Below are 19,783 nucleotides of genomic sequence, written 5' to 3'. Positions count from 1 at the left end.
AAGAAATGGGTTATATTTGTTTTACTTAATGCCATATATGGCAACATTAAATTATTACTAAAATGAAATATCAATATTTACTTTTTTTCATATTCATATGTAACTATAGTTTTAGTCAAACAGAATTCTCTAAGGGGTTTGAATCTGGCTATAAAGAAGGTTACTGCCAAGATCAAGGTATTGGTTGTATCCCTCCCATTCCTCCTATTGCTCCACTACCTAATATTAATGAAAAATCAAATAGTTATAAGGATGGTTACAATAGAGGTTTCATACAAGGTCAAGCAGATCAAAAAAATAAAACTTCTACAAATTCAAATGATAGAGTCAGATATCAAACAGCAAAACCCAATTTTAATATTGATTTTATCTATAATCCTTATAAGGATCAGAATATTGTTGACCCTAAAATCAAAAAAATATCATATATAATAGATGAAGCTAATGTTCATTTCAATGCTAAAGACTATAATTCTGTAATAAATGATGCTGACAAAATGATAAAAATAGAAGCTAATTTTGCAGTTGCATACTATTTAAAAAGTATAGCTTATTATAAAATGGGTGATATATTAGATGCTTATAATAATGGTGTTAAACAATTTAGACTTCATAAGTCAGATGCTAGAAAAGATTGGTACGAAACAATTTACATGATAACTTCTGAATATTTAAGTACCTTAATGTCTATGGATAATTTTTTGTCTGTACAAAATTTTTGCGAGAATGTATGGTATAAAGACCAACTTACCAATTATTATCTAGCTTTATCATATTACTATCAAGGAAATACGAAAAAAGCTAAAAACCTCTTTAAAAAAGCATCGGATATCAAATCTTCACAATTATATTTAAAATCAATCAATAATGGAGAATTCATATCAAATCCTTATAAAAATGATGCTAATTCAGCAAAAGAAAAAAATGAGCTTACTAATAAAATTAAAGAATTATTAAACACACAAAATTACACTGAAGCAATTAATTTAATAAATAGTGAATTCAATAATTTTCATAAAAGCTATTCCTACGGTATAAGAGGCTTTTGCTATTACTATATGTCTAACTACTCTAAAGCAATTTCAGACCTAACATCTGCAATTAACAACTCGGACAATGTACTACCAGATTTCATCTATCTAAGAGCTTTATCAAAAGCACAACTAAGTGATTATAATGGAGCAATTGCAGATTATGAAACATTAATAAAATTAGGAGAAAAAAATAAAGGTCAACAATATGACATGGCTACAATTTATAATAACCAAGCCTACTTATATTGTAAACTTCAGAACTTTGAACATGCGAAAAATCTAGCTGAAAAAGCTCTACAATTAAATGAAAGTCACTGGTATATATGGGACACAATGGGTGAGATTGAGTATAACTTAGGAAATTACTCAAGTGCAATAAATGCTCTTACAAATGCTATCAATTTAAATAGCAATCCAAATTCTTATTATTATAGAGCATTATCTTTTATCAAATCTAAACAGAGAGAAAAAGGTTGTCAAGACTTATCTATAGCTGGCGAGTTAGGGGAAAAAGATGCAATCTCCTTAATCAAACAATATTGCAACTAAATATTTAATATTTCAAAATTAACCACCTATAACAAGGTGGTTTTTTTATACCCAATAATTATGACTATAAATGAACTACCCTTTAAACTTGGTATGCATTATGAGAATTGGGAATTAGTTGTAGAAATTGAGGATTTAAATACATATCAGGAGAAGTATAAGTACCTAAAAGGTGATATACAAGGAATACACAAAATCAAGGTAAAAGAGATATTCTTGTACTTTAGGTTTGATTTTCTATTTGGGGTTGAAATAGTATTTGATACTTCTAGTCTAAAGGATATATTTACAATCCTAGAAGGTACATTAAATGCTACGTATGGACTTCCTAATGAGAAAACAGATACTAAAGAGCATATCTGTTGTATTTGGATAAACAAGCCATTAAAAGTAACTTTACTACATAATTTACATGAGGATAAGGTGTATCTTCAATTCACTAAAAGGAACTTTATAATTCTTCATGGTACAGAAGGTATAGATTAATTATTACACTTCTTATTTTACTCTATTATGGTTGTAAATTCTAGAAAAAGGCTAACAATTCGGCATACATTTTAAAAAACGATATGTAACTAACTGAAAATCATAACCCGAAGGTCACTGGTTCGAGTCCAGTTCCCGCTACGAAGAAAAAGCTATAACAAGTTGCAAAACAATAAGTTATAGCTTTTTTTCTTTTTAATATTCCCGACTTATTCCCGATTATTTAGGATCAAGCAGAAAAGTTGGGGATTAAATTAGAATTATAGATTTTTGCGAAAAAAATATTTTGGAAAATTACCTTGACTTTTTAAAGTTAGTGTTACCTTCTTTTTTGGTTGATTATTTTGATATAGTAAAAAGTGAAAAGAAACACGAAGTACTTCATTTGTATTTTGAAGAGCGTAATACACCCCCAAGGTCTTCTTCAAGCACATTAATGTCTAAAGGCTTCCATAAGGAAGTGATTATACAAGATTTTCCTTTACGTGGTAACAGTGTTTATCTTCATGTAAAACGTAGAAGGTGGACAGATCAATCCAGTGGAGAGATAATACAAAGAGATTGGAATTTAGTAGCTCAGGGAACTCGTATGACACAAGAGTTTGCTGCTTTTTTAAAAGAAATTAGTAGATACTAAATCCAATGATTGCCATACTATAGGTTCATTTTATGGAGTGGATGGAAAGCGACTTCAAAATCAATATAAACATCATTTAAGTGGTTTTACTAACTGGGAGAATAAGTCTCATGCTAGGCAATGGCTTATCTATCCAGAAAATATGGGTTCTCATTTATCAATAGATGAAACCTCTCTTTCTCAAGGAGAGCTCTATACTATAATTACCAATAAAAAAGCTAAAGGTAAAAAAGGAGCTTTAGTAGGTATTTTTAAAGGTACTAAGGCAGAACCTATTATTAACAGATTACTCAAACTACCGGACGCTATACGGAATAAGGTTCAGGAAATAACTTTGGATATGGCTCATTCCATGAAGCAAATAGTAAAAACCTGTTTTCCTAAAGCCTTACAAGTTACCGATAGGTTCCATGTTCAAAAGCTAGCTATGGATGCTTTACAGGACTTACGGATTAAATATCGTTGGGAAGCTATGGATATAGAAAATGAGCAAATCAAACAAAATAAAGAACAGCAAAGAGAATATACTCCTAAAATACTAGCTAATGGAGATACTCCTAAGCAACTATTAGCAAGAAGTAGGTATCTACTCTATAAGACTCCTAATAACTGGACAACAAGTCAAGCTAACAGAGCGAATCTACTCTTTGATTTATACCCTGAACTACAAAAGGCATATAAGCTGGTTAATGGATTAAGAAACATATTTAATCAACCGTATGATATTAAAGTAGCCTACACGAAACTAGCTCATTGGTACAGGGAGGTAGAATTAGCAGGATTTAAAAGCTTCCAAACGGTAGCCAATAGTATTAGTTTAAACTATAGGTCAATCTTGAATTACTTTATAAACAGAAATACAAATGCTTCAGCAGAATCATTCAATGCCAAAATAAAAGCTTTTAGAGCTCAGTTTAGAGGAGTCAAAAACACCGAGTTTTTCTTGTATAGATTCACTAAAATATTTGCTTAGTCCCCAATATTTAGGAATGATCCATTATTTACTTACTCTAATTAGATATTACAATATTAGTATAATCTAAAAACAAGTGATAGACACACATAAATGTTTTATCCATTCTTTCATGTTCAGATACATAAGAATATTTACAACCTTCTTTTAAAAACAAATGCTCTAACTGCTTATTTGTTGTAATAGTTGAACTTTCAACAAGCTTTTCATTAATCTTTTCACTAACAATTTGATGATTGTAACTCTTATTTTCTATAAAACCTAATTGACCTTCAAAAGGAAGTCTAAGCCTTGTATAATCCCTTTCAGTAAACTTTTGGGTATCTCCAACGTAATCACTTATCGAACCCAGTCTTTTACATTCAATAGCTAAATATGGCTTTGTTTTACTACCCCATGCTTTTTTTAAAGCCTTATCAACAATATGAATATCTATAGGGTCATTATGCAACTCACCATCAACGTGACTAATATACTCCTCTGCCACCTCTTTATTAGTTGTAAAATACTCAGTATTTGTTTCTTTTAGAGAAAGTTCAGCCTCTAAATAATCATCCACAAATCTATTCCTTAAAAAATCTTCTTGCTTGACCTTCCCCCTTTTTGAATAATCAAAAACGACACCTTCCTTAATAATATCTTCATAACTATTAATCACAGCTACAAAAATCATTTTCACTCGCTTTCTTGTTAAAGCAAGCTTTTCACTACGGTTCTTGGTAAAAGCTGAGCCTTTTAAATTCATTCAAAATCATTATTAAGTTCATCAATTTCAGCCTTTTGAATTGCTTCTTTAAACTCTGCAACATCATACCATGCCATTGCTCTATGCCATGACTTATACTCATTTGGCTTAATTATATAAAATGAATTTTCCTCAAAACCCTTTATATCTTTTTGTACAAATAAATTCTTAGAAGGGTCAGAAGAACTAACTACCTGAGATATACTCAAAGTATCAGCTAAAGTTTGCAAAACCTTTGCTACATCCTTATTGTCTGAGTATATAATCTTATCCTTTGGTTCTTCTGCTTTCATTACAAAATTCATTGCAATAAAATGCTCTAATGAAAAGATTTCAACTTGTATATACTCATCTGAATATATATCTGAAAACTCTTTTAAATAGACCTCAGCATATCCACTCAAAAATTGTTTATCGTCACCTACATTCTTAGTAAAACAAAACTGTTTACTTTCTTGAAATTGATACCTCGACACATTTAAAACATAATCAATAAGGTCTCGTTCATTTTCCTTAACACCATAGACTTTATTAATCAGGTTATTAATTGAATTAAATAATTTTTGGAACTCCTCAAACTCTAAATAATCCAGACTAAACAATTCACCTTCAACAATATCCCCATTATCAAAATTATTCCCCTTTAACTTTCTTAAAAATGCATCAATTAAAACAATCAATTCTTTTTTATCCTCTTCATTTATTTCAACAAAAGGAAAATTCAAATACTCATACATTCTTATTGCTGGTCTTGTAGCGATACCCCAAGTAGAAGATGTGATATACTGAAAATATGTATATATATCCGATATTAAATAACTATAAATAACCTTTATTACATCAAGCTTAGAAACAAATAAAAATGTATCATTTCTAAATATTGCTTTACCCTCAGAAAAGGAAACTATAATTTCACTTTCATTCTTTGTTTGCCCTTTTAGTATTATTCTATAATCTCCAAAATTTGAATAAATTACAGATAAATCTTCTCTATCCTCTAAGTCTTTTTTAGACGGCGTATAATAATTTTTGACATCAGATTTCTCTGTTATAAATCTGTCAATATCTTTAATTTTATATTTGGATATCTTATCACGTTTAAATCCATCTAACGACCTAAGTCTTTCACCCCAGAAATCCTTCAATGAACTATTACTAACTAATCGTTTTAAAAAATAATAATCTAAAGTATTCCCATACAAAGCAACTTTAAACATCCATTCATTCTCAATAAATTCCTTCTGTATTATCTCCTTTTTATCAAACTTCTCAACAACTAAAATTTTAAAATTTTTAAGAAAAATATTTGATTTTATAGATTGGTGATTTACTACATTTAGTTTATAATCACTATTCTGTGATAGCATAAAATTAACAATAGTTGCAGGACTATTGTTCTTCTCAAAAATCAATCTTCTAACAGGTGATAAATCAAAAAATTTCTTAAGCTTAAAAGACGTTAAAAAATCAATTTTAAACTCTTTAGTTGTTTTGGATACATTGTAAAAAATAGTACTTGTAACAATCAAAGAACAGACAGTATCTAATACCATAAATTCTTTAGCTCGAATTAAAAAAGATTGAGCTATTTCTAAACCATCAACTATCTTTTTACTATATGTTTTCGTAGTATTAACCCAATTTAAATGGTGCTCGGATTTATCTTTCTTCCAAGGAGGATTACCCAAAATAAATTTGGGGTGAACTAGTCCCATGACATCATTAAAAATATGTTGAGTGTCAAAAAAATTGGCTTCAAATAAATTTTTCCCAATTAATTCTGGAAAAGGGTAAACATTTATATCAGCAGGCTCCAAATAATCTAACAAAGCTATATATATTGAAAAACAAGTAACTTTCAAGGCCTGTTCATTAATATCTATTCCATAAAGATTATTCTCAGCAAAACCTCTAATTTTTTTCGCAAAAGATTCATTATCACATTGTCCGTTGATCTCAATTTCCTTCTCGATAATCCTCCTTAAGGATTGAACTAAAAAAATACCTGAACCAACCGCAACTTCAAAAACGGTACATTCTTCAGGTTTATTCGTCATTAAAAATTCATCTACTGTATCTTTTAAAATATAATCAACAAGAAAAGAAGGTGTATAAACTGCCGAATCCAGTTTTCTTTTCTCCTCATCTATTAAAGATTCATAAATACCCGAAATTACCTCAACAGGAATAATAGAAAAATCAAAAATTTCAAAGAAAAAGCCATTAAAAAGTGAATTTTCGTCTTGTAATTCACCTGAAAAAACATCAGATAAATAATTCGCTTGGGATTCATCTAATAAAATATCATTTTCCTTAAACAAGACCCCATTAAATCTACTATTTAATTTTTCAAACAGTTTATTTAATTTCTGAGGTTCTCTAATCAGCTCTATAAAACTTTTTCGTCTCTCATTAAGATTTTCTACTTCACCAATAATTAATTCATCATCTATTTTTATTTTTCTATCAATAAGATAACGGATAAATATAAGCCTAAGAATAAGAGAATTAGCCTCATTTTCTGAAAGATTTCTACTTTTCAAGTCTTCTCTGACCTGCTTGATGTTACTAAAAAGCCGCTCGTTTACTCTTTTACTATGGTTTCTACCTCTTTTTTTATATATAAATTCATTTTGGAACCACTCCCATGTTTTCCCACTTTCGAGTTCCCAAAGATTAAAAAGATTAACTATTTCTTCATGAGATAGGTCTATCTTTTCGAGAGAATTTAGACTTTTACTTTTTATATAATGTAATGCATTGAAGACTTCTATACCGGAATCTTTAATTATGAATATTATAGAGGTACTATCAAAAGACCAAACCTTTTTATATAAACTATCTAAATCAAAATTAGCATCTCTATTTGCAAGGTCAAAAAATAAAATAAGTGGCTGAGAATTAAAAACATACACTGCATCTGGTGCTATAGCCTCAATTCTCTGTTTAATATCTTTATGAAACTCGAACGAATAAGCATCATTATCTTTAAAGATAACCTTTTCCTCCAAATTTAACTGAGACAATAAACTATATAATTGACTATTCTTCACAATTCCTATTTTTGCAAATCTATTTTTTTTTAATTCAGTTTCCTAAATCAAATTTAATTTCTGAGTTCCACTCTGTATAAAAAACAATTTTATCAGCTTTTGATTTATCATCGGTGATATAAATTACAATATCAGCCTGACTTTTCCAATCAGCAAAAAACCAATATCCTTGTTTTGCTTTACTATTGTATTCTGTTTTCATTACTATCCAATCTGCTTCTGACTTATTATCTGAAACAAATATTAAATAGTCGGCCTCTGACTTATCATCAGTAACAAAAATAATTTGGCTAAAAACTACATTTGAAATGAAGAATAGCAATAAAGAGCAAAACAATTTCATAATAATCAATCTTTCTCAAATTTAATATTTATTATAAAGAGTTATCACTCCTAGCATATTTATTTTTTTGAGTAGATAAAGACTATTAATTACAATTCTTAGCAACCCAATTATAATATATTAGGTTTTAACAAACTCTTTTATACAAAATTGATAATTTTGCAACAGAAAATATGCCCAAAAAGAGGGCTTTTGATATAGTACTATTTTAGTCTTGTAAACGAAAATCGCCAATTTTTAATACACAACGAGACGAATGAGTGCGCCAATAAGGCGTGCCTGTTCCGTATGTTGTGTGGGTTTTGGCGAACCTTCGTTTACTACGTGATATGGGTACGCTGTTTTTCTTTCCATATCCATAAGACTATTGAGGAAATCCGTATGGATTTTACAAAAGTGCTTTTAAAATTTACAACTTTAAACAATAGATTATATGGAAACAACAAAATCTAAATGGTACAACCGGAAATCTCTTCTTATCATTTTACTATTTACTTTTCCTATTGTCGGTACAATAGGTATTTTTAAAAGAGGCTCTAAAACATGGAAGAAAATAACATATCTCATTTGCTCCATAATATCATCATTCATTTTATTTCTTATCACAATCGCTATTTTATTCCCTATAAACTATTATGAAAAAGGAAACGAGCTCTTAAAAAATGGAAAATACAAGGAAGCTATTACCAGTTTTAAGAGAGTAGAAGAAAATGAAGAAAACTATACAAAAGCCCGTAACGGAATAGAAGTAGCTTCTAAGAAAATGGATAGTATAGAAAAACTAACACTCGAAAAAGAGGAACAATTAAAACTAGCTACAGAAAAAAAACTAAAGGAGATAGAAAAAATTAAAACTAAATGGGCTGATAGCATTATAAAATTCTGGAAAGGCTCTTTTATCGCTTCTTACGACATTTCTCCTAACAATGATACGATTTACTTCCAATTAACTAAAAAAGCCTCTAAAGGGAACTGGAGAAGCTCAACAGACATATTTGAATCCATGTATGTCAAAAATATTGATTCTGTACTTGCCAGAAACATTAAAAGCAAATACAACCTTCCTAAAATATCGTTCACTCCAAATAAAGAACAGGAAGCCATAAACCAACAAGAAGCAAAAAGAGTTTCTGAGATTCAGAAGCAATTTTCTGTTTGGGATGGAAGTCACATAAAACTTAAAAGATATATAAAAAACAACATGAATGACCCTAGTAGCTTTGACCATGTAGAAAGTACTTATACCGACAAAGGAAGTTACATCTATGTTTATATGAAATTTAGAGAAAAGAATGCCTTTGGAGCAAAAGTATTGAATACTGTAAGAGCTAAGGTAGATTTACAAGGGAATATACTATCAATAAAACAACTATAAGAAATGAACCGAATTATTTATACATCAGTAATCTTATTACTTTTAGTAAGTACCAAGGCATTTTCTCAGAATTTAAATGAGGAAAAAGATTTTTATAAGGCTACTAGCTATCTTTTAATAACTGTAAATTCCTTTGAGAGAATTAATAACGGAACCTCAACGGCTAAAGAACTTCTACCAACCATAGAAAACAATGTTAATACAATTACTATTGCTTTTGACGGTTTAAAAGTAAAACATAAGCAAGACCCCAACTTTAAAGAATTTAAGACATGGGTAGAAGGTATTAGGAAATCTTATGAGTTGTTGAAGGAAAATGACCCTGTTTACTATTTTGGAGCTTCTTTAATAAAAATGAACATCATAGACTTTCTACAAGCCGAAAAATAAAATATTGATTTTTCAAACAATCTTAAAAAATTGCCCTCAGGAGTACTTTTCACCTAGTTACACTCTCAATAGTGTACTCTATTTTAATGGTGGGGGTACTTGTACCAACCCTTCTTAATAAAAAGCCTTTAACAATGGTAGCTACAAACTATCAAAATTAAAGGCTTTTAAAGTAATAATCTTAATGACAGAAAAACGTAAATAGAACTTGTACCAAGTACAATTCCTTATTTTAAACTAGAATCTGATATTCTGGTTTTTCATGCTTTCTACAACTTCCTCTATATTCTGAATAGGAAGTAAAGAAAGGAACTGTCTTAACTCAGTTATTTTCTTTTCCTGAGGTACATGAGGAAAATAGAATTTCAATTTCTTAAAATGCTCTTCTAACCCCTCATAAATTAATTTTCTAGTTTTTTGGGCTACTTCATCGTCTCCTACAGCTAGCATCTTTGCAAAGCCTTTTAAGACCATTACTCTTTCATTTGGCTCCAAGCTATTAAGACGCTTGTTTAAATCCTTTAGAGAAGGGTTTAAAACATCAAATAAAGCATCTTTAGCATTTTGATTAAGTCTGTTAGTACTGCCTTTTTTTCTACCAGCACTAGTCATACCAGAATTACTATTCTGGATTTTTTCTGAGTTTAAGCTTAATTTTTTCATAAGTTCAAAATAAGATTAAAATGAAATTTTACACATCCCCCCCCTTGCCTTAGTAATGCTATAAGCTTTAGCTTATAGCGTACAATGAATACTCCTAAACATAATTTAATAAATACTTATATATGTATCCGAAACTTTTAATTAAACCTAAGAAACATTTAATTGTTTTAACAGAAATGTTTAACAAATTCAAAAGAAACTTTTAATTTTTTTCAAGAAACTTTTAATCCTTTTTATTCACGTTTCTAAGGCTTATTTTTACGATTTTACATAAACATAAAAACTAATATTCACCATAATAAACATGAGCATTGTCCTTAATCTGCTGGATATAATTTTTAAAAAATTCATTTAAATAAGCAGAATCAAACTCGCGATACTGATTTAATATACCGTATTTGACAAGTTTATTTATTGCTGTTTTAACAGTATCTCTATCAAGCTTCAATAAAATAGGCAAATCTTTAATCCAAAGATTTCTCTCTTTTCTCATATTCAAGGTTACTAAAATTGAGAGAACTGCAAATTGCTCTATACTCAATGGTCTACTATATCTCTTAGAAGCTAATTTTATTTTAATTTTAAAATCGAGAATAACGAAGCTTCCTTTAATTTTTTGTTTACCTATAGCATCCCATGCCGATTGAGCAACCAATTTCAGACCTGATTCTGTTTCAACAACTTCTCCCATTTCAATTAGCTTGTTTAAATGATAAGTAACAGCTGGAGGTTTTATACCTAAAAATTCTGCAAATTTCTTTTTCTTTCCGCTGTAAGCATCTGTATCAAAATCTTTCCATCTATATATCAAGGCACAAATACAATATTTAGTAAAACAAAACCTACCTTTATTATGTTGCATAAATCCTCGCCTTACATCTCTGTATACAAATAATTGTTTTTTATTATTTTTGAGCATCACAAAAATTTTAAAAAAAGGCACTAGTTACTTGCAATAACACAAAGTGCCTTTTTTGTTAATAATAGTCTTTAATTATTTTCGTCCCGTGTGAAGTTCTGAATATCAGACATCCGGTATCTTACTCTAGTACCAATCCTAATAGGCACCAAGATTTTCCTTTTCTCCCATTCATTAAGTGTGACGAGAGAGACTTTTAAGTATTGGCTGACTTCCTTCCTCGAAAGTAGCTCTGAATTTGTTTCTCTTAAAGGAATTGTTTGTGATTCAAATAGTGCTCCGTCTTTTAGCTGCTCCTTAATTAGTAATTCCTCTAAACATTCCCTTATTATCTTTTTTACGTGAAGGTCAAACTCCTCGAGTTTCATCCCTTCCAGATATAAGGTACTCATACTGTTTAATAAACTCCCGTAAAGTAAATTAAAAAAAATCAAGCAAGCAAGTAAATAATAATCAAGTATTTGGTTTTTATACCAAAACTTATTTTTCTCTAACAATAGCTAGATATTTTCACTCAAAAAAATTATTCTTTATCGAGAAACTTTTAATTGTGGCTTAGAATTGATTAATTCATCTTGTTGTTCCCAGAAAGTAGCCAACCTTTCTACATATTCAGTTTGAGACGTTCTAATATACTTATGGAATTGCTTAACACTTTTATGTGTTGTTACTTGCATAATTGTTCTATCATCTATCTTACCATACAAATTGGTAGCAAAAGAACGTCTACAAATATGACTACTTACTAACTGATACTTGGGGTAATACCCTTTTTCTTTTCTATTTGTTTTAGGGTTTCTTTTATTACCGATTATCTTTTCTGTAAAACCAGCTTCCTTACATATCTCTTTAATATAGTTGTTGAATTTCTGTTCAGATATAACTTTCGGTAATTTCCCCCCTCTTTTCTTTAATACCTCCTTTACTTGTGGATGTAAAGGTATTTGTACCGTTGCACCCGTTTTTTCAGTTGCTGAGATAATAATAACATCATCAGTAAACAAAAATTGATGTATTCTTTTTAGGTCACTAATCCTGAGGCCTGTTCGCAAACCTATAATAAAAAGGTCTTTAGTATTATTTAATCTTTCATTTGCTGATAAATCTAACTCAAACACCTTATTAATTTCATCTTCATTTAAGTAAGTCTCTATGGTTTCATCTCTTCTAAAGGTAAACTTACTACTTTCAACTTCTAAGCTATAATCATACCCTTTTTCCTTAGCCTCTTTCACAAAAGCTTTAAGCTGACTAATAATCTTTTCTATCATTGTATTAGAGTAATTTCTATCTAGTTTTAAATAAGTAGTAAACTTCTTGTGAAAAGATAGATTGACATCAGCAATTTTAAACTTAGATTTCTCTAATTCCTCAAAATCCTTTATTTGTCCTAAAGTTGTTTTGTACTTCTGAATAGTTCTAAATGAAATCTTCTTACCTGTTTTAGGATTTATTCTATGTTCAGACTCATTAATAAAATTATCTATAAAGGGTACTAAGAATATTCTATAATCATCTTCTCCGGTAGGTCTATTATAAAATTCACTAATTACCGATTTTAACCACTTTGAATTGATTATCTTCCCTGTAGAGTAATCATCATTAAACCTCTTAATAATATCTTCTTTTAAAGCTTCTATTTTACTCCGATAATGCTCTTTCGTTTCCTTATCAACCAAAGACTTTAAGTTTTGCATTTTATTACTCCATAATTTCGGATTAATTAAAATTTCTGAGGGAGCATTACAATCGATACTTCTACCATGATAAAATCTTATGTTGAGGTTTGAGGGATTACTTTTAGTGATGAGGTTGAATTTTATACTTGCCATCTTTCATTGTCTTTATCTAACTATAGGCAAGTTAATAATTCCCGACATATTCCCAGCATTTTAATTTATTTTACTTATCAAAAAATAATCTAACTTATTAACAAAACCCGTCAAACCCTTATAAATAAAGGGATACACTAACACTAAGAATTAAGTAAAAGAAAGTGCAATAATAAAATTATAGTCCAGTTCCCGCTACTAGTAAAGACGGGGCTTTCGAGAAATCGAAAGCCTTTTTTATTTTACATAGTACAGAATAAGTACAGAATCGTAGTATTTTCGGTTTGACATTTCTCTTGATTGCAAATGCTATTATTTTGTAGCAAGAAATATTATTGATGAAATATTTTAATGCTTAAACGCATAGTTTAGGTATTAGACTTCTCTTTTACTACTCGACTACCTGCTTTTATTTTTCCTTTTTGAAGTTTTCATAAGGCTATAATTACAAGTTCTGTTTTCTACATATTCAATTTTATGTTCAGATAGAAGTAGATCTATTATTTCTCTTGTTTCATTTTCATCAAGTCCAAGTTTTTCTCCAAGGTCTATTTCATTCAATTGATGATTGTCTTCAATTAATGCTTTATAATATCTTTTCTTATTTCCCATAAGCTGTTTGTCTTTTAACGGCTATCATCATATGTGGTCTGGACAGGGAAAACGATACAAGAAGATAAAAAGGAATCCGAGCGGACAAGGGAAAATAAATTGGGAACCCGACAGGACTTTGAAAGCCATCTACAAAACTCTAATAGACCATAGCAATCCCCATAGTAAGAGAAAACAGGACCCGGTTTAGTCAACGCGATCTTCATGTTTGGCCGTACCGACTACGCGAAGACTTAGTTATTAGCGTTAGTATTTCGTTAATTAAAAGTTTTTCTAAACTCTAGTGGTGACATTTCTGTTTTGCTCTTAAAAAGTTTATTGAAGGATGTTGGGTATTCAAACCCTAAATTATATGCGATTTCACTGATAGACAAATGAGTTGTTGACAGTTTTTCCTTTGCTTTATCTATCACCTTATTATGAATATGCTGTTGCGTACTCATTCCTGTTAACGATTTCAACATACTACTTAAATAATTTGAAGAAAGGTTAAGTTCTTGCGATAAATGTTCAACAGTTGGTAGGCCAAGTTCTATTAAATTATCTTGATTAAAATAATTCAGTAAAACATTCTCTACTTGCTCTAAAAGTTGATGACTGGATTTATTACGAGTGATGAATTGTCGTTCATAAAACCGTTCTGCATAGTTCAATAACAATTCCAATTGCGATACAATAATTTTCTGACTGAATTTATCAATATTGGCTTGATATTCTTTTTCTATTTTTTTTAAAATATCAATCAGCATTAATTCTTCATCTTCAGATAAAAACAATGATTCATTAATAGCGTAACCAAAAAACTCATAAGACTTAATCGGTTTAGCAAGAACTGTATTCCACAAAAAATCTGGATGTATTAAAAGTAACCAACCCGAAGGCTTTAATTCTTCACTCAAATTAATATTAGGGTTTCTTTCCATACTCATTACTTGATTTGGTGCCAAAAAAGTCATTAAACCTTCATTAAAATCATACTCTTGTTGCCCATAAAACAATTTGTAAGGAACGTTTCGTTTTAAACCAACCGTGTAATATTCTTGTACCAATTTCAGTCCTTTTAAGTCTTCGGGAAAACGAACCTTACTGAAATCAATCAAACTAATTAAAGGATGTTTGGGTGCCGAAAGATTTGCAAAATGATGAAAATCTATAATTTTTGAAATACGTTTTATATTCTCCATATTCTTAATTTATAGGATGTTATATTTTTTTTGAATAATACTTGTTATTGTATCATTGAGATAAGCAAAGATAAACCCTACAATTATTGGGATAAATATAATCAATATCGGTTTAGCCTCTAAATGTGGGTGAACACTAAAAAAAATAATTAAGCCCATAAACCAAGCTGGAACATTACTTAATGATTTGATTTTTGACAAATATCCCAATGATGTGATGCATATCAATACGGCTAGAGGAAAACCAATTGTTCCAAAATATTGACTTAATACACTTCCTAATAACTGAATTGCAATACCCAATGCAATACCTGCTGTAATTGGTGAAAATGCATACAATGCAGATTTTAATGACTTACCAAATATGTAATAACTTAACCACGCTATGAAAAGTACCCAAGTTGGCCATTGAAATGAAAATGATGTGAAAATTGCCAGTGTAGCCAAAGTTCCCATTGTTATTGCTGATAAAAATTGTTTCATAATTATTTTATAAGATTATGCCATACCTCCGTTAATTCCAATATTTTGAGCATTAATCCATCTAGCTTCATCACTTGCTAAAAATGCAACAACCTCCGCAATGTCATTTGGCTCGGCAATACGATTGAATGGTGAAAGTTTTGATAAACCTTCAATCACTTGTTGTGGTTTTCCTATCATAAACAATTCAGTGTTTGTTGGTCCTGGCGAAACAGAATTTACATTTATACCACGACTACCTATTTCTTTAGAAAAAACTCTGGTAAGTTGCTCAACTGCTGATTTTGTAGCTGCATAAGTTCCGTAGGTTGGTAACATTAAACGGTTTACAGAAGTAGAGACATTGATAATGCTTCCATTTTCGGCAAGTTTTGTAGCTGCTTCTCGAAGTGTGTTAAAAACACCTTTTACATTGGTGCTAAACTGATGTTCAAAATCTTCATCAGTGGTATCTTTTATTAATGCATTAATCATAATTCCTGCATTATTGACTAAAATATCAATCTTACCAAAATGTGTAATTGTTTCATCAAATAATCGAGTTACGTCTTCTTTTTTGCTTACATCGGCTTGGATACTAATGGCTTCTCCACCATTTTGAATAATTTTTTTCACAAAATTTTCTGCAACTTCCTTACTGCCAGAATAATTGACAACTACTTTTGCTTCGTTTTTGGCTAATATTTTTGCTATTTCCGCACCAATTCCTTTGGATGAGCCTGTTATTAAAGCTACTTTACCTTTTAGATTACTCATAAATTCTTTGTTTTTAAATTAATAATACAAAGTTGAGCAATATTGAATCTTAAAACTTTTCCAAATCTGTGCTTAAGTTGTCTTAATGTTATACGACTTGTCCTAAAATAGGATGTGCTTTTAATTAAAGGATTGCCTAAATGGAATAGGAGATATATTGGTTATCAGATAATAATTGTGACTGATATGTCCTTCTTTTGTTGCCCACATTCCAAAATATTCTTTTAATTCCTCCATTGTAAATTACATCAAAACTTAATTGTCAAACCCTGTTGATGTTCCCAAAATTATATTTTCTTTCATCGCTTTTTGTATCGTTTCTATTTTCAGACTCGCATAATGATAAGCGTCTTCTCCCATAAAAAAATGTACAGGTGGATTTTCTTTTTCACTCAAAGCAATTAGTGCTTCTGCTGCCTTTTCAGGGTCATTTGGTTGATTGCCATTTATGTCATTCAAGTGTGCTTGCTCCATTTCACGAGCCGATATGTAATCTTCAATTGGATTAGTGGGTGTTTGAACAGAACCTTCTGATAAAAAATTTGTTCTAAAATAACCTGGGTATACTAAGGTTGTGTTTACTCCAAATGGTTTCATTTCTTCTGCTAAAGCTTCTGTAAAACCTGCTACAGCAAACTTTGTAGCGCAGTAAATACCAAATCCTGAAAAGTTACCAGTATAACCACCTATGGAAGCAATGTTAAAAATATGTCCAGATTTTTGTTTACGTAGGTAATACGAAGCATTTCTAATTACGTTTAGAGAGCCAAATACATTTACTTTAAAATTATTCTCTACTTCCTCTTCTGAAAGTTCTTCCAAAGTTCCTATTTGGCTATAACCAGCATTATTAACTACAACATCAATTCTACCAAAATGATTAATTGCTGTTTCGATAGCTTTGCTGACATTTCCATTTTTGGTTAAATCCATTTCAATAGGCAAGAATTTTTCACTTACTTCTCCAATTTCATTAATTAAGGAATTTTTATTTCTTGAAGTCGCTGCAATACTAAAACCTTGTAAAAGAAGCTTTTTAACTAATGTTAGTCCTAAGCCTTTAGATGCTCCCGTTATAAACCATACTTTTTTTGTATTCATTTTTCTTTAGATTTTAAATTATTATACAAAGTTGATTCAATAAAAAAGCTTTTACTTTTCCAAATCTACGAATGGTATGTTTAAATCTACTTATCTTGACAGCTGAGTTTATTACAGCTAACGGCTAAGTGTATAAGCAGTAGTGGATTTTATGCACTTACTTTTCGGTTAACCACAAAGATAGCTAAATGGTAAAAACTTTGAATTTAGCACTTTACCCACTATAGCTTATATCCATCTTTGTTGGCGGTATGTGGGTTTCTGTTGTCTGCCGTGTCTGCCGTGTCTGCCGTGTCTGCCGTGTCTGCCGTGTCTGCCGAAAAAATAAAAAAGTCGGGAAAGGAAAATTTAATTAAACGATTGTCTATACTTCAAAGGTGATATTTCAGTTTTCTTTTTGAAAAGTCGGTTGAATGATTGTGATTGCTCAAAACCTAATTCATAGGCAATTTCGCTTACGGATAAATTTGTAGTTAAAAGTTTTTCTTTTGCTTTATCAATGAGTTTATCGTGAATGTGCTGTTGAGCATTTTGTCCTGTTAACAAACGCAACATATCACTTAAATAATTTGGGGAAAAATTGAGTTGATTGGCTAAATATTCAACTGTTGGTAATCCACTTTTTAGTGTTTCTGTAGTATTGAAATAATCGTTCAAAAGATTTTCCATTTTAGAAAGCAAATCGTTATTTATGATTTTTCGGGTAATAAATTGGCGTTCATAAAAACGATTACAATAGTTCAAAAACAAATCAATTTGCGACAGAATAATGTCTTGTGTGTGCTTGTCAATATACTGATATTCTTTCTCTATTTTTTGAAATATCTCAATGACATTTTTTTCTTCTTGTTCAGAAAGATGCAACGCTTCATTTATAGAATATGAAAAGAAACCATAATTTTTGATTGTGCTTTGCAATGGGTGTTTTTTTAAAAAATCAGAATGAAAAATCAATACATATCCTGTCCCAATCATTTCGTTAAAAGCATTCTTTTTATCTATTTTGACAGATTGGACTTGTTTAGGTGCGGTAAAAATCATCGTTCCCTTGTCAAAATCAGAATATTGCTGTCCATATTTTACTTTGGACTGGATATTGTTTTTTAGAGAGATAGTATAAAAATCGGTAGAAAAATGTTGCCACAAATCAGAATCTACAGCGTGTATTTCAGAAACCAAAATCACACTTACCAACGGGTGCGAGGGTGGTGGAATCGACAGTAAGCGATGAAATTCGGATAAAGAATTAATTGTCTGCATATCGATATAAAATTCCAAAGATAATGAAAGCAACAACTTCTATGGTTAGCCAAAGTAATTGTTTAGAAAAAAAACCGTCTAAAACAAAACCAATTAATCGGGCTATGATAATCCCCAAAGTTTGAAAAAACAATAATGCACATACCATTAATTTCCAATCATTCCACTGATTGAAAAAAATCAGCAAAATCCCTAATCCAATTAGAAATCCCCATTTAACCCGCATTTCAATCATCTGATATGCGTTTTCGGGCAAAGGAATTTTGCTGATTATGTTTGGTTTGTATGTTAGAACACAACTTGTAATAAGTAAAACTGACCCGATTATTTTTAGAAAAAGAGTCATTATTTCTGCAAAATATTTTCCTGAAAGAACGGGACTAATTTATCCAATGCTTCTGCTGTTGCTTCGGGTTTGTCGTATAAATCATAATGACCTGAACCATTTACGATATGGATTTTTTTGTTTTTAGAAGCTGCTTTTTTGTATAAGTCAAAGCCATCTCTGTAAGAACCGAAAGAACCAACTTTGTCGCCAACGATAATCAATAAAGGTTGTGTCAGCAAAAATTCAGCGAGATGAAAAGCGTCAAACATTGTTAAGTTCGCCATACTTGCAAAAAGCAATTTATTGTTTGAAGTCGGGAATTCGCCTCTTGGCGTTCTGTAATAATTAATAGCCCCTAACATATCCAAATCGCTTATGCCTGCCTGTTTTGCTTCTTCGGAAGAATTGGGTGTCCAATTGGTAATCATGGGCTCTGCTCCGCTGGCTTCCGCAGATCGTTGTGTAGAAACAGCTTCTAATGTTTCTAAAAAATTTGCTTCTCTGAATGCTCTGCCTATGTTTACTCCTGAAATTGTTGCCACAGCTTTTATTCGCCTTTCTTTCAATGCTGCATTTGCAGCATAACCACCGCCTGCACAAATACCCAATAAACCGATGTGGTTTCTATCTACAAAATTTAATGTAGTAAGATAATCTACGGCATAGCGTATGTCTTCTACACGACTGGTTGGGTCTTCAAAATATCTTGGATCTCCACCGCTTTCACCTTGAAAAGAAGCATCGTAAGCCAAAGCAATAAACCCTTTTTGGGCAAGTTTCCCTGCATACAAACCAGCGGTTTGTTCTTTTACGCTACCTCCCGGATGAACGCAAACAATAGCAGGATAATTTTGTGTTTCATCAAAATTGTCGGGCAAATGAAGATTGGCTACTGTATCCCAATTTCTGTTTTTGAATTTTACTTTTTGCATTGTTTTACTTTTTAAGTTTTACAATGCAAATTTCGTCTTCCTTTAAAGAGTAATTGTTTCCAAATCAAGGTTGTTTGTAACCAAATCGAGATTGAGATGTCGTGTTGTGTGTCATTTTGCCATGTTCG

Annotated in this window: 21 protein-coding genes; 6 read left to right on the top strand and 15 right to left on the bottom strand. The window is 30.6% G+C overall.

Translation table 11 applies throughout. The annotated features are described in order from the left end of the window. Positions 1–62 precede the first annotated feature (62 nt). The 4 genes from NBRC110019_RS09265 to NBRC110019_RS09250 all read left to right on the top strand — a co-directional run bounded on the left by NBRC110019_RS09265 (position 63) and on the right by NBRC110019_RS09250 (position 3,679). Positions 63–1,583 carry a tetratricopeptide repeat protein gene (locus NBRC110019_RS09265; RefSeq protein WP_281754287.1) on the top strand — a complete coding sequence of 507 codons (1,521 nt, stop codon included), beginning with the start codon at positions 63–65 and terminating at the stop codon, positions 1,581–1,583. Between the two features lie 60 nt (positions 1,584–1,643). Next, positions 1,644–2,069 carry a hypothetical protein gene (locus NBRC110019_RS09260; protein ID WP_281754285.1) on the top strand — a complete coding sequence of 142 codons (426 nt, stop codon included), beginning with the start codon at positions 1,644–1,646 and terminating at the stop codon, positions 2,067–2,069. A 286-nt stretch (positions 2,070–2,355) separates the two neighbouring features. Continuing rightward, positions 2,356–2,706: an ISAon1 family transposase N-terminal region protein gene (locus NBRC110019_RS09255; protein ID WP_281754283.1), complete on the top strand. Its 351-nt coding sequence runs from the start codon at positions 2,356–2,358 to the stop codon at positions 2,704–2,706. Between the two features lie 37 nt (positions 2,707–2,743). Then, positions 2,744–3,679 (top strand): ISAon1 family transposase, encoded by a 936-nt coding sequence (locus tag NBRC110019_RS09250; RefSeq protein ID WP_281754281.1) that lies wholly within the window; start codon positions 2,744–2,746, stop codon positions 3,677–3,679. 37 nt (positions 3,680–3,716) lie between these two features. Here the strand turns inward: NBRC110019_RS09250 and NBRC110019_RS09245 are convergent, their stop codons facing one another. The 3 genes from NBRC110019_RS09245 to NBRC110019_RS09235 are packed head-to-tail and all read right to left on the bottom strand — an operon-like array spanning position 3,717 to position 7,820. Next, the gene (locus NBRC110019_RS09245) at positions 3,717–4,424 is read right to left on the bottom strand and encodes a hypothetical protein (RefSeq protein ID WP_281754280.1); all 708 of its coding nucleotides are present in this window, start codon (positions 4,422–4,424) and stop codon (positions 3,717–3,719) included. Continuing rightward, positions 4,421–7,477, bottom strand: a complete 3,057-nt coding sequence (locus tag NBRC110019_RS09240; protein ID WP_281754278.1) for an Eco57I restriction-modification methylase domain-containing protein — start codon at positions 7,475–7,477, stop codon at positions 4,421–4,423. Before NBRC110019_RS09240 ends, NBRC110019_RS09245 begins: the two co-directional genes overlap by 4 nt. A gap of 34 nt (positions 7,478–7,511) precedes the next feature. Then, on the bottom strand, positions 7,512–7,820 hold the full coding sequence (locus NBRC110019_RS09235) for a 7(1) septoil knot domain-containing protein (protein ID WP_281754277.1): 309 nt from the start codon (positions 7,818–7,820) through the stop codon (positions 7,512–7,514). Positions 7,821–8,253: 433 nt separating this feature from the next. Between NBRC110019_RS09235 and NBRC110019_RS09230 the strand changes: the two genes are divergently transcribed. Beyond that, positions 8,254–9,195: a tetratricopeptide repeat protein gene (locus tag NBRC110019_RS09230; protein ID WP_281754276.1), complete on the top strand. Its 942-nt coding sequence runs from the start codon at positions 8,254–8,256 to the stop codon at positions 9,193–9,195. 3 nt (positions 9,196–9,198) lie between these two features. After that, positions 9,199–9,585: a hypothetical protein gene (locus NBRC110019_RS09225; protein WP_281754274.1), complete on the top strand. Its 387-nt coding sequence runs from the start codon at positions 9,199–9,201 to the stop codon at positions 9,583–9,585. A gap of 237 nt (positions 9,586–9,822) precedes the next feature. Here the strand turns inward: NBRC110019_RS09225 and NBRC110019_RS09220 are convergent, their stop codons facing one another. From NBRC110019_RS09220 to NBRC110019_RS09165, 12 genes are all read right to left on the bottom strand, one after another. Then, complete coding sequence (locus NBRC110019_RS09220) at positions 9,823–10,248, bottom strand: hypothetical protein (RefSeq protein WP_281754273.1); 426 nt, start codon at positions 10,246–10,248, stop codon at positions 9,823–9,825. 283 nt (positions 10,249–10,531) lie between these two features. Next, a complete protein-coding gene (locus NBRC110019_RS09215) occupies positions 10,532–11,167 on the bottom strand; it encodes a helix-turn-helix domain-containing protein (protein WP_281754272.1) in 636 nt (211 codons plus the stop codon). 71 nt (positions 11,168–11,238) lie between these two features. Further along, entirely contained in the window at positions 11,239–11,559 is a 321-nt protein-coding gene (locus NBRC110019_RS09210) for a helix-turn-helix transcriptional regulator (protein WP_281754271.1), read from the bottom strand. Positions 11,560–11,697: 138 nt separating this feature from the next. Further along, positions 11,698–12,999, bottom strand: coding sequence for a tyrosine-type recombinase/integrase (locus NBRC110019_RS09205; RefSeq protein WP_281754269.1), 1,302 nt, complete (start codon positions 12,997–12,999; stop codon positions 11,698–11,700). Between the two features lie 399 nt (positions 13,000–13,398). Next, complete coding sequence (locus NBRC110019_RS09200) at positions 13,399–13,611, bottom strand: hypothetical protein (protein ID WP_281754267.1); 213 nt, start codon at positions 13,609–13,611, stop codon at positions 13,399–13,401. A gap of 257 nt (positions 13,612–13,868) precedes the next feature. Beyond that, the gene (locus NBRC110019_RS09195; RefSeq protein WP_281754265.1) at positions 13,869–14,795 is read right to left on the bottom strand and encodes a helix-turn-helix domain-containing protein; all 927 of its coding nucleotides are present in this window, start codon (positions 14,793–14,795) and stop codon (positions 13,869–13,871) included. Positions 14,796–14,804: 9 nt separating this feature from the next. Then, the gene (locus NBRC110019_RS09190; RefSeq protein ID WP_281754263.1) at positions 14,805–15,278 is read right to left on the bottom strand and encodes a DUF1097 domain-containing protein; all 474 of its coding nucleotides are present in this window, start codon (positions 15,276–15,278) and stop codon (positions 14,805–14,807) included. Positions 15,279–15,293: 15 nt separating this feature from the next. Beyond that, positions 15,294–16,034, bottom strand: a complete 741-nt coding sequence (locus NBRC110019_RS09185) for an SDR family oxidoreductase (protein WP_281754261.1) — start codon at positions 16,032–16,034, stop codon at positions 15,294–15,296. 255 nt (positions 16,035–16,289) lie between these two features. Continuing rightward, the gene (locus NBRC110019_RS09180) at positions 16,290–17,135 is read right to left on the bottom strand and encodes an SDR family oxidoreductase (protein WP_281754259.1); all 846 of its coding nucleotides are present in this window, start codon (positions 17,133–17,135) and stop codon (positions 16,290–16,292) included. A gap of 348 nt (positions 17,136–17,483) precedes the next feature. After that, positions 17,484–18,395 (bottom strand): helix-turn-helix domain-containing protein, encoded by a 912-nt coding sequence (locus NBRC110019_RS09175; protein ID WP_281754257.1) that lies wholly within the window; start codon positions 18,393–18,395, stop codon positions 17,484–17,486. Continuing rightward, positions 18,382–18,741: a DUF4345 family protein gene (locus NBRC110019_RS09170; protein ID WP_373876999.1), complete on the bottom strand. Its 360-nt coding sequence runs from the start codon at positions 18,739–18,741 to the stop codon at positions 18,382–18,384. Before NBRC110019_RS09170 ends, NBRC110019_RS09175 begins: the two co-directional genes overlap by 14 nt. Next, the gene (locus NBRC110019_RS09165) at positions 18,741–19,601 is read right to left on the bottom strand and encodes an alpha/beta hydrolase (protein WP_373876998.1); all 861 of its coding nucleotides are present in this window, start codon (positions 19,599–19,601) and stop codon (positions 18,741–18,743) included. The genes NBRC110019_RS09170 and NBRC110019_RS09165 overlap by 1 nt, the downstream gene beginning before the upstream one ends. Between the last annotated feature and the right edge of the window lie 182 nt (positions 19,602–19,783).

Origin of the sequence: Neptunitalea chrysea (assembly GCF_027924145.1) — a bacterium.
Classification (GTDB): domain Bacteria; phylum Bacteroidota; class Bacteroidia; order Flavobacteriales; family Flavobacteriaceae; genus Neptunitalea; species Neptunitalea chrysea.
This window is presented reverse-complemented; position numbering and strand designations above follow the sequence as displayed.

Coding starts and splice junctions, on each gene's coding strand:
- NBRC110019_RS09225 (WP_281754274.1), top strand. CDS start 9,199: ATGAACCGAATTATTTATACATCAGTAATCTTATTACTTTTAGTAAGT.
- NBRC110019_RS09210 (WP_281754271.1), bottom strand. CDS start 11,559: ATGAGTACCTTATATCTGGAAGGGATGAAACTCGAGGAGTTTGACCTT.
- NBRC110019_RS09235 (WP_281754277.1), bottom strand. CDS start 7,820: ATGAAATTGTTTTGCTCTTTATTGCTATTCTTCATTTCAAATGTAGTT.
- NBRC110019_RS09170 (WP_373876999.1), bottom strand. CDS start 18,741: ATGACTCTTTTTCTAAAAATAATCGGGTCAGTTTTACTTATTACAAGT.
- NBRC110019_RS09190 (WP_281754263.1), bottom strand. CDS start 15,278: ATGAAACAATTTTTATCAGCAATAACAATGGGAACTTTGGCTACACTG.
- NBRC110019_RS09245 (WP_281754280.1), bottom strand. CDS start 4,424: ATGAATTTAAAAGGCTCAGCTTTTACCAAGAACCGTAGTGAAAAGCTT.
- NBRC110019_RS09215 (WP_281754272.1), bottom strand. CDS start 11,167: ATGCTCAAAAATAATAAAAAACAATTATTTGTATACAGAGATGTAAGG.
- NBRC110019_RS09195 (WP_281754265.1), bottom strand. CDS start 14,795: ATGGAGAATATAAAACGTATTTCAAAAATTATAGATTTTCATCATTTT.
- NBRC110019_RS09230 (WP_281754276.1), top strand. CDS start 8,254: ATGGAAACAACAAAATCTAAATGGTACAACCGGAAATCTCTTCTTATC.
- NBRC110019_RS09220 (WP_281754273.1), bottom strand. CDS start 10,248: ATGAAAAAATTAAGCTTAAACTCAGAAAAAATCCAGAATAGTAATTCT.
- NBRC110019_RS09180 (WP_281754259.1), bottom strand. CDS start 17,135: ATGAATACAAAAAAAGTATGGTTTATAACGGGAGCATCTAAAGGCTTA.
- NBRC110019_RS09175 (WP_281754257.1), bottom strand. CDS start 18,395: ATGCAGACAATTAATTCTTTATCCGAATTTCATCGCTTACTGTCGATT.
- NBRC110019_RS09185 (WP_281754261.1), bottom strand. CDS start 16,034: ATGAGTAATCTAAAAGGTAAAGTAGCTTTAATAACAGGCTCATCCAAA.
- NBRC110019_RS09265 (WP_281754287.1), top strand. CDS start 63: ATGAAATATCAATATTTACTTTTTTTCATATTCATATGTAACTATAGT.
- NBRC110019_RS09205 (WP_281754269.1), bottom strand. CDS start 12,999: ATGGCAAGTATAAAATTCAACCTCATCACTAAAAGTAATCCCTCAAAC.
- NBRC110019_RS09260 (WP_281754285.1), top strand. CDS start 1,644: ATGACTATAAATGAACTACCCTTTAAACTTGGTATGCATTATGAGAAT.
- NBRC110019_RS09200 (WP_281754267.1), bottom strand. CDS start 13,611: ATGGGAAATAAGAAAAGATATTATAAAGCATTAATTGAAGACAATCAT.